Raw genomic sequence first — 10,658 nt, 5'->3', positions numbered from 1 at the left:
TTGGGGTGAGGGTGTGGGTGTTCTTGTGGTGGAGAAGCTTTCGGATGCTGTGCGTAATGGTCATGAGGTTTTTGCGGTGGTGCGTGGTTCGGCGGTGAATCAGGATGGTGCGTCGAATGGTGTGACGGCGCCGAACGGACCAGCACAGCAACAGGTAATTCGCGCGGCTCTCGCGAACGCGGGACTTTCCGTCTCGGATATCGATGTCGTGGAAGGCCACGGCACCGGAACCACACTCGGCGACCCGATCGAAGCCGATGCCATTCTCGCGACATATGGACAGCGGGATTTCTCGGGCGAGCCCTTGTGGCTGGGTTCGGTGAAATCGAATATGGGTCATACACAGGCGGCGGCCGGTGTTGCGGGCGTGATCAAGATGATTCACGCTATGCGGCACGGGATTCTGCCGAAGACGTTGCATGTGGACGAGCCGACGCCGCATGTGGATTGGTCGTCGGGTCATGTGCGCCTGTTGACCGAGCAGCAGCCGTGGCCGGATCTGGGGCGTCCGCGGCGGGCGGCGGTGTCGTCGTTCGGAATTTCGGGCACCAACGCCCACGTCATTCTGGAGGAGCCGCCGCGCCCCGAGCGGCCGCCGCGCCCCGCCCGCCCGTCGATCGTGGCGTGGGCACTGTCGGCACGCACCCGTAATGCGCTGTCCGAGCAGGCTTCCCGGCTGCGCGCGCACCTGCGCGACAATCCAGGTCTGGACGCCGCCGATGTCGCCGCGGCACTGGCCCGGCGCACGGCGTTCGAGCACCGCGCGGTGATCACCGGCGACAGCACGGCCGAACTGCTCGACGGCCTGACCGATCTCGACGGGCACGCAGCCACCGGCACCGCCGGGAAGACGGCGTTCGTGTTCACCGGCCAGGGCTCGCAGCGCCTCGGGATGGGACGGCAACTCCACGCCGCCCACCCGGTCTTCGCCGAAGCCTGGGACGAGGTCGAGGACGCGCTCGGCCTGCGGGTCCGCGACATCGCGTGGGGTGACCGGGCCGACGACCTCACCCGCACCCTGCACGCCCAGACGGCCTTGTTCGCGTTGCACGTCGCCGGCTTCCGACTGCTCGAATCCTGGCGCGTGCTACCGGATTTCGTGATCGGCCACTCCATCGGAGAGATCGCCGCCGCCCACGCCGCCGGAGTGCTGACCCTGTCCGACGCCGCCACCGTCGTCACGGCCCGCGCCCGGCTCATGCAGTCGCTGCCGTCCGGCGGCGCCATGCTCGCCGTGCACGCCGCCGAGCAGGACGTGGCGCCGCTGCTGGCCGAGGACGTGGAGATCGCCGCGGTCAACGGCCCCGCCGCGACCGTCGTCGCCGGACCGGTCGACGCGGTCGGCAGGCTGGAAAAGCGTGCGGGCACAGCCGGTTACCGCACCAAGACGCTCGCGGTATCGCACGCCTTCCACTCCGCCGCCATGACACCGGTGCTCGACGAACTCCGCACCGCGCTGGCCGGTATCGCCCCCACTCCCGCGCGTATCCCGTTGGCCGCCAACCTGACCGGCGAACTCGCGGGCGACGGCTACGGTACCGCCGAATACTGGGTCCGCCACGTGCGCGACACCGTCCGATTCGGCCGCGGCATCGCGACGCTCGCCGACCGGCGGGCCGCCCGCTACCTCGAGATCGGCCCGCACAGCGGGCTGACCGGCCACATCACCGAGACCGCCCCCACCGCCACCACGATCGCCCTGCTGCGGCCGGACCGGCCCGAGCCGCGATCGGTACACGAGGCGCTCGGCGCGCTGCACACCTCGGGACACACTGTCGACTGGACCGCCCTCTACCCCCGCAGGCCGCACGGCACGGCGCTGCCGACCTACCCGTTCGAACACCGCACCTACTGGCAGGCCCGGCCGGCGACCGGGGACGCGACCGGACACGGACTGCGCCCGATCGACCACCCGCTGCTGTCGGCCGCACTCGACGAACCGGGCACCACCGAGGTCCGGCTGACCGGGCGGCTCTCGCTGGCAACCCACCCGTGGCTGGCCGACCACGCGATCCTCGGCCGGCCGCTGCTGCCGGGCACCGCGTTCGTGGAAATGGCCCTGCGCGCCGCGGACGAGGTGGGCTGCACCACCATCCGGGAGCTGACCCTGCACGTGCCGCTGCCGATCCCGCCCGACGCCGCCGTCCGGCTGCACGTGCTCGTGCGCGACACGGCCGCGGGCGAACGGTCGGTGCGGATCGCCTCGTGCCGCGACGACGCGGACGACTGGACGACGCATGCCGAAGGCACCCTGGCCGCGACGAATACGTCTGTCCCGCCGCCGGATTCGACACCGTGGCCACCGTCCGGCGCCGCGCCGGTGGACCTCGGCAACGACTACGACGACCTGGCCGCACTAGGCTACGAGTACGGTCCGGCCTTCCGCGGTGTTCGTGCGGCCTGGCGGCACGGGGAGCGCTCCTTCGCCGAAGTGGCGCTGCCCGGCGCGGCGGATACCGACGCGAGCGCCTATGCCGTGCACCCGGCGCTGCTCGACGCGGCCACCCATCCGGCGCTGCTGGAAGGCGGCGACCTGGTGCTGCCCTTCGCATGGACGGGCGTGACCCTGCACGCCTCGCACGCGAGCGAATTGCGAGCCACGGGAATCCGGCAGGGTCCCGGACGGATGTCGCTGCGCGCGGTGGACCCCTCCGGCAACCCGGTGCTGACAGTCGAGTCCGTCATCGGACGGCCGTTCACACCGGACCAGCTGAATGCCTCGGGCCAGGTGCGGGGCGCGCTGTTCACGACCGTCTGGCAGCCCGTCCCGGCCGCCGAGGCCAACGGCGACAACCTGCGCGAATGGCCCGCCGCGGGATCGAGCGGCGACACCGTGGTGGTTCCCGTCGCGCCCGGCGGCACGGAGACGCTGACCGGCGCCCGGCACCGGCTCGCGGATCTGCTCGAGGTAATCCAGCGGTGGTCCGCGGATCCCGATGCCGCCCGCCTGCTGGTGCTGACCCGGGGTGCGGTCGCGCGGCCCGGCGAGGACGTCCACGACCTCGCCGTCGCGCCGGTGTGGGGCCTGGTGCGATCGGCTCAGGCCGAACATCCGGGCCGAATCATGCTGGCGGACACCGACGACACCGTGGACCCGGCCCGGCTGGCGGCCACCGGGGAACCGGAGATGGTCGCACGCGATAGTCAGGTGTGGGTGCCGCGGCTGTCCGCGGTACCCGGCACCGACAACGATGACACCCCGGCGGTCCCGATCGAGCGGCTCCGGACGGGCACCGTACTGATCACCGGCGGCACCGGGGTACTGGGCGCGCTCGTCGCCCGTCACCTGGTCGACGCCTACGGCGCGGGCAGCCTCGTCCTGATCGGCCGCCGGGGCGAATCCGCGCCGGGCGCCGAGGAATTGGCCGCCGACCTGGCCGGCAAGGGGGCCCGCGTCCGTATCGTCTCCTGCGATGTCGCGGACCGGGACGCGCTCGCCCGGGTACTGGCCGAGATTCCCGACGACCGGCCGCTCACCGGAATCGTCCATGCCGCAGGCCTTTTCGATACCGGTGTCGTCGCCGGACTCACCGCCGACCGGCTGGACGCCACGCTGCGCGCGAAGGCCGACGGGGCCTGGCATCTGCACGAACTGACCCGCGACCGCGACCTGTCGCTGTTCGCGCTGTTCTCCTCCGTCGGCGGGCTGATCCTCGCCGGTGGACAAGCCGCCTACGCGGCGGCGAACGTCTTCCTCGACGCGCTGGCCGCGCACCGCCGTGCGCACGGGCTGGCCGCGACCTCGCTCGCGTGGGGGCCGTGGGCGGACGCCCGCATGGGCACCGAGGTGAGTGAGCAACAGGCCCAGCGCATCCGGCGGCAGGGTGTCGCGCCGCTGCCGACGGCGTCGGGGCTGCGGCTGCTCGACGCGGCGCTGGCGGCCGACGAGGCGGTCGTCGTCCCGATGGCGGTCGACCGGGCCGCGCTGCGGGTGCGTACCGGAGACCTCCCGGCGCAGCTGCGCGGTCTCACGGCGGCCCCGGCCCGCGCGGTCGCCGCCGGGCCCGACCGGGAAGCGGCCTTGCGTGAGCGACTCCGGCCGCTCACTGTCGCGCAACGGCGCCACCAGCTGCGGGAGCTGGTGCGTGGCGTCGTCGCGGCGGTGCTGTCCTACCGATCGAGCGCGGAGGTGCCGGTGCTGTCCACCTTCCAGGACTTGGGATTCGACTCGCTCAGCGCCATGGAGTTCCGCGAACGGATCCGGTCCGAGACCGGGCTGCCGCTACCGGTCACCCTCGTCTTCGACCACCCCACACCCGAGGAACTGGCCGATCACCTCGTCACCGAACTCGGCCTCGGGCAGCAGGCGGCGAGCGACACCGCGACCGGCGCAGTCCCGACACCCGTATCCGATTCCGGCACAGCCGAATTCGACAGCATGGACGCCGGAGCGCTGGTCCGCCACGTTCTCGCCGGGCCGCGCCGGACGAGCGGCGGTGAGTGACGGTGCCGACCGAGGAGGAACTGCTCACCGCGCTGCGGATCGCGGTCAAGGAGAACCACGCGCTACAACGCGAGAACGACGAATTGCGTGCGCGGCCCGCCGAACCGATCGCGGTCGTCGGCATGGCGTGCCGGTTCCCCGGCGGCATCGAGACGCCGGAACAACTGTGGGAGATGGTCGCCGAAGGGCGCGACGTGATCGGTGAGTTCCCTGCCGACCGGGGCTGGGATCCCGGGCTGTTCGATCCCGAACCGGGCCGGGCCGGGCGCACCTCCACGCGGTACGGCGGCTTCCTGGCAGATGTCGCCGAGTTCGACGCGGGCTTCTTCGGCATCGGGCCCCGCGAGGCGCGGGTCATGGATCCACAGCAGCGGCAGGTGCTCGAAGTGTCGTGGGAGGCGCTCGAACGGTCCGGTCTGGACCCGAAGGCATTGCGCGGCACCGACACCGGAGTGTTCGTCGGCTCGTTCTCCTGGGACTACCTGCCGCGCATGAGCGAGGCGCCGGCCGAGATCGCCGACTATCTGCTGACCACCAACGGGGGTTCGGTGCTGCCGGGCCGGGTGTCCTACACGCTCGGCCTGACCGGTCCCGCGATAGCCGTGGATACGGCGTGCTCCTCCTCGCTGGTGGCATTGCACGTCGCCGCGCAGTCGCTGCGCGGCGGGGAATGTTCGCTGGCGCTCGCCGGCGGCGTCACCGTGATGTCGACTCCCGGTATGCTGCTGGGCTTTTCGCGGCAGCACGGCCTGGCGCCGGACGGCCGGTGCAAATCCTTCGGCGCGGGCGCCGACGGCGTGGGCTTGTCGGAAGGCGTCGGCATCCTGGTGCTCGAGCGGCTGCGCGACGCTCACCGCCACGGACACGAGGTACTGGCAGTGCTGCGCGGCTCGGCGGTCAACCAGGACGGCGCGAGCAACGGCTTGACTGCCCCCCACGGGCCCGCGCAGCAGCGCGTGATCCGCGCGGCGCTGGCCGCGGCCCGGTTGACCGCGGCGGATATCGACGTCGTCGAGGCGCACGGCACCGGGACCACGCTCGGTGACCCGATCGAAGCGCAGGCGGTCCTGGCGACCTACGGGCGGGACCGCGCGGCGGACCGGCCGGTGTGGCTGGGGTCGATCAAGTCGAACATGGGACATACCCAAGCCGCGGCGGGCGTAGCGGGCGTGATCAAGATGATTCAGGCCATGCGGCACGGCACCCTGCCGCCGACGCTGCACGCCGACGCGCCCTCGCCGCACGTCGATTGGTCGGCGGGCGCGGTCGCGCTGCCGACCCGGGCGCAGCGGTGGCGCGGCGGGGACCGGCCGCGCCGGGCGGCCGTGTCCTCGTTCGGGCTGTCCGGCACCAACGCACACGTCGTGCTCGAACAGGCGCCGAACCCCGAACCCCGAACGCCGCCGGTGCCGGCCCTGCCCCGGATTCCGTGGATGCTCGCGGGCCGCACCGAGCGGGCGCTGCGCGACCGGTCCCGCCGGCTGGTGGAATACCTCGACGCCCGAACCGAACTCGCGCCGACCGACATCGGCGCGGCGCTGGCCCGGCGCTCGGCGTTCGAGCACCGCGCGGTCCTGCTCGGCACGGGGCGGGCGGAACTGCGTGCGGCGGCCACGGCGCTGGCGGCCGGTGAACGGACGGCGAATGTGGTGACGGGACAGGTGGTTCCGGGCACGACCGCGTTCGTCTTCGCCGGACAGGGCTCGCAGCGGCTCGGCATGGGGCGCGAGTTGTACGACGCCTCACCGGTTTTCGCCGCCGCGTGGGACGAGGTCGTCACCGCGCTGCGCCGCGACGCCGACATCTCGCTGGCCGAGGTCGTGTGGGGTACGGATCGGGACCTGCTCGACCGGACCGGATACGTGCAGGCCGGTTTGTTCGCCATGGCCGTCGCGCTGTACCGGCTGCTCGAATCCTGGGGAATGACACCGGATTTCGTCATGGGCCATTCGGTCGGTGAGATCGCCGCGGCTCATGTCGCCGGTGTGCTGTCGCTCGACGACGCCGTGACGCTGGTCGCCGCGCGCGGGCGGCTCATGCAGGCGCTGCCCGCGCGCGGGGCGATGGTCGCGGTGCGGGCGGCCGCGGCCGAGATCGCGCCGCACCTGACGGACGGCGTCGAGATCGCCGCGATCAACGGTCCCGACTCGGTGGTGATCTCGGGCGACTCCGGCCCGGTCGGCGATGTCGCCGCGTGGTTCGCCGCGCGCGGCCGCAAGACCTCGCGCCTGCGGGTGTCGCACGCCTTCCACTCGGCGCTGATGGAACCCATGCTCGACGAATTCGCCGCCGCGATCGCCGGAATCGCCACGACCGCCCCGCGGATTCCGATCGTGTCCACCGTGACCGGTGATATCGGCGGCGAGGGCTACGGCACCGCCGCGTACTGGGTCCGGCACGTCCGTGAGACCGTACGATTCGACGCCGCCCTGCGCGCCCTCTCGTCGGCGGGCGTGACGCGGTTCGTCGAGGTCGGACCGGACGGCGGACTGTCGGCGCTGATCGCCGAGGCGGTCGACGCGGCGGCCGTCGTGCCCGTGCTGCGTGCCGGGCGGCCGGAAACCGATACCGTCGTCGAAGGTGCGGCGCGCGCCTTCGCGGCAGGTGTTGACCTGCGCTGGCCCCGCTATTTCTCCGCGGCGGCGTCCGTCCCGATCGACCTGCCCACCTACGCGTTCCAGCACCGCCGCTACTGGTGGTCGGCGGCCGGTGCGGCCGGGCCGGGGATGCGGGCGATCGAGCACCCGATGCTGTCGGCGGCACTGGACGATCCCGGAAGCGGCGCCGTGATCTACACCGGCCGGGTCGCCCCGGCGGCACAGCCCTGGCTGGCCGATCACCTGGTCTTCGGCAGGGCCGTGCTGCCCGGAACGGCCTTGGTGGAGCTAGCGATTCGCGTGGGCGACGATGTGGGATACGGGGCGCTGCGGGAACTCACGCTGCACACTCCGATGCGGGTGCCCGACGAGGGGCTCGAGATCCGGGTCGTGGTCGAGGCGGAGAATGCCGATGGCCGCGTGGTGACCATTCATTCCGGTCGCACGGGCGGGCGCGCGGAGTGGACGCTGCACGCACGCGGCCTGCTCGGGAAGGAACCGGGTCCGGCGGACGGCGAATTCACCCGGTGGCCGCCCGCGGAGGCCGAACCGATCGACGTGGACGACTTGTACCGTGTCCTGGCCGCGCGCGGCTACGCCTACGGTGAGTCGTTCCGCGGCGTGACGGCCGCGTGGCGCCGCGGCGGCGAGTGGTTCGCCGATGTCGCCCTGCCCGCCGCCGCGGCCGCGGAGCCCGCGGCATTCGGGCTGCACCCGGCATTGCTGGACGCGGCGCTGCACATCGGACTGGCCGCGACCGACGAGCCGCTCATGCCCTTCGCCTGGAGCGAGGTCACCTTGCACGCGGCCGGGGCGGCGCGGCTGCGGGTGGCGCTGTCGGGCGAATCGTCGAAGATGACCGTGCGGATCGCGGACGCGGCGGGCCGGCCGGTGCTCACGGCGCGGTCGGTGGCGGGCCGCCCGACCGCACTGGAGATTGCCGATCCGCCTGCCCCGGAACATGATTCGGTCTTCCGGCTGGAGTGGCTGCGCCGGCCGCTGCCACCGTCCACGCATCTGTCGATCGTGGAGTGGACGGGAGACGACGACGTGACCGCGGCCGCCGACGCGATCGTCGTCCGGTGCGTGGACCCGGCGGAACCGGACCTCGGGGCGGCGGCCGCCCGGACGGCCCGCCTGGTGCGCGCGATGCAGCGCTGGCTGTCGGCTCCCGGCCTCACCGACGCCCGCCTGCTGATCCTGACCCGCGGCGCGGTGGCCACACCCGGCGAGTCGATCTCCGACCTCGCCGGGGCCGCGGTCTGGGGCCTGGCGCGCGCCGCACGCGCCGAGAACCCCGACCGGATCGTCGTGGCCGATGTGGACACCGACGACATCGATCCGGCCGCACTGCTCGCAACGGGCGAACCGGAGCTGGCGGTGCGCGGCGACGCGGTGTGGGTGCCCAGACTGGCCCGCGCGCCACTACCTGGTTCCGGCGGCGACCCCGTCCCGGGCACGGTGCTGATCACCGGCGGCACCGGTGGACTCGGTGCGACCGTCGCGCGCCACGTGGTGAGCGCGTCCGGCGTCCGGAACCTGTTGCTACTCAGCCGCAGTGGCCCCTCGGCGGACGGGGCAGCCGAGCTGGCCGCCGAGCTGACTGCGGCCGGTGCCACCGTGCGCATCGAGTCGTGCGACGTCGCCGACCGCGAGTCGCTGCGCAAGGCGCTCGCCACCCTCCCGGCCGACGCGCCCCTGTCGGGCGTGGTGCACACCGCGGGCGTCCTCGACGACGCGGTGGTGCAATCACTGGACGCCGAACGGATCGCGAAGGTGTTCGCGCCCAAGGTGCTCGGGGCCTGGCATCTGCACGAACTCACCGCGGACCTCGACCTGTCGCTGTTCGTCCTGTTCTCCTCGGTATCGGGCGTACTGGGCGGCCCGGGCCAGGGCAACTACGCCGCCGCCAACGCCGTCCTCGACGCCCTCGCCGAATACCGCCGCGCGCGTGGACTTCCCGGCGCATCCATCGCCTGGGGGCCTTGGGCGGGCGACGGGATGGCCGGGCGGCTGGCCGGAACGGACCGGCAGCGGATGGCTCGGGCCGGACTGCTGGAAATGCCTGCCGCCCAGGCGTTGTCGATCCTCGACGGCGTCATCGGGTCGGACCTGCCCGTCGCGGTGGCCGCGCGACTGGACCACGCCGCACTCGAGCGCGGCGGCTTCGTACCGCCGATCCTGGAACGCTTGGTGCGCCGGCCCGTCCGGCCCGTCGCGACCAGCGACCGGGCACCGCGCGCGTCCTTCGCCGGACTGACCGGAAAGCGGCGCCGACAGGCCGTGCTCGACCTCGTCACCGCCGAGGCCGCGACCATTCTCGGCTATCCCGAAGCGAGCGATATCGACCCACACCGCCCGTTCCTCGACCTCGGATTCGACTCGCTGAGCGCGGTGGAACTGCGCAACCGCCTGCGCGCCGCGACGGGACTGTCGCTGCCGGCCACGGTCGCCTTCGATCACCCGACCTCCGCCGCCATGGCCGAATTCATCACCGGCCTGCTGGGCGACACCGGCCCGGCCGCGGACGACGACGACCGAATCCGGGCCGCGATCGCCGCGATCCCGCCGGCCGCGCTGCGCGCCTCGGGGCTACTCGATCGGTTGCTCGAATTGGCCGGGGACACCCCGGCGCCCGAGCAGCGCACCGCGTCGAGCATTCAGGACATGAGCGAGGCCGACCTGATCCGATTGGCGCTCGGCAACACCGAATTCGAGCAGTAGCCGGAAAAGAGGGACAGCATGGCGAACTCGGACAGCAGAATCGTCGAAGCGCTGCGCAAATCATTGCTCGAGGTCGAGCAGCTGCGTGCCGCCAATCAGGAATTGCGCGACGCTTGGTGTGAGCCGTTGGCGGTGGTGGGTGTGGGTTGTCGTTTTCCGGGTGGTGTGGTGTCGGGTGAGGGTTTGTGGGGTGTGGTGTCGGGTGGCCGGGATGTGGTGGGTGGTTTTCCGGTGGATCGGGGGTGGGGTGTGGTGGGTGGTTCGGGGGTGGGGTGTGGTGGTTTTGTGGAGGGGGTGGGTGGTTTTGATGCGGGGTTTTTTGGTGTGTCGCCGCGGGAGGCGGTGGGGTTGGATCCGCAGCAGCGGTTGGTGTTGGAGGTGGGGTGGGAGGCGTTGGAGGTGGGTGGTTTTGATCCGTGGGGTTTGCGGGGTGGTGGTGTGGGTGTGTTTGCGGGGGTGATGTATCACGATTATGGGTTGGTGGGTCAGGCGGGGTCGTTGGTGTCGGGTCGGTTGGCGTATGTGTTGGGGTTGCGGGGTCCGGCGGTGTCGGTGGATACGGCGTGTTAGTCGTCGATGGTGGCGTAGCATGAGGCGGGGTTGTCGTTGCGGGTGGGGGAGTGTTCGTTGGCGTTGGTGGTGGGGGTGACGGTGTTGGCGACGCCGGAGGTGTTTGTGGAGTTTTCGCGGTTGGGGGGTTTGGCGTCGGATGGGCGGTGTAAGTCGTTTGGGGCGGGGGCGGATGGTGTGGGTTGGGGTGAGGGTGTGGGTGTTCTTGTGGTGGAGAAGCTTTCGGATGCTGTGCGTAATGGTCATGAGGTTTTTGCGGTGGTGCGTGGTTCGGCGGTGAATCAGGATGGTGCGTCGAATGGTGTGACGGCGCCGAACGGACC

1 protein-coding gene and 3 pseudogenes are annotated in these 10,658 nt (G+C 72.0%); all 4 read left to right on the top strand.

Annotation, left to right across the window (positions count from 1 at the left end):
- Positions 1-13: 13 nt before the first annotated feature.
- Positions 14-364 (top strand): annotated as a pseudogene (locus tag QH470_RS38350) (type I polyketide synthase); the annotation flags it as partial.
- A gap of 24 nt (positions 365-388) precedes the next feature.
- Positions 389-4,444: an SDR family NAD(P)-dependent oxidoreductase gene (locus tag QH470_RS30610; RefSeq protein WP_280275848.1), complete on the top strand. Its 4,056-nt coding sequence runs from the start codon at positions 389-391 to the stop codon at positions 4,442-4,444.
- A 116-nt stretch (positions 4,445-4,560) separates the two neighbouring features.
- Positions 4,561-9,765: pseudogene (locus QH470_RS30605) on the top strand (type I polyketide synthase); the annotation flags it as partial.
- A gap of 18 nt (positions 9,766-9,783) precedes the next feature.
- Positions 9,784-10,658 (top strand): annotated as a pseudogene (locus QH470_RS30600) (beta-ketoacyl synthase N-terminal-like domain-containing protein); the annotation flags it as partial.

The sequence above is a fragment of the Nocardia wallacei genome (assembly GCF_029868745.1).
GTDB lineage: Bacteria > Actinomycetota > Actinomycetes > Mycobacteriales > Mycobacteriaceae > Nocardia > Nocardia wallacei_B.
Note: the sequence above shows the minus strand (reverse complement) of the source record. Positions and strands in the feature narration are given on the sequence as shown.

Bases quoted from the DNA above. Each gene is read 5' to 3' on its own strand.
- QH470_RS30610 (WP_280275848.1), top strand. From the start codon at position 389: ATGCGGCACGGGATTCTGCCGAAGACGTTGCATGTGGACGAGCCGACG.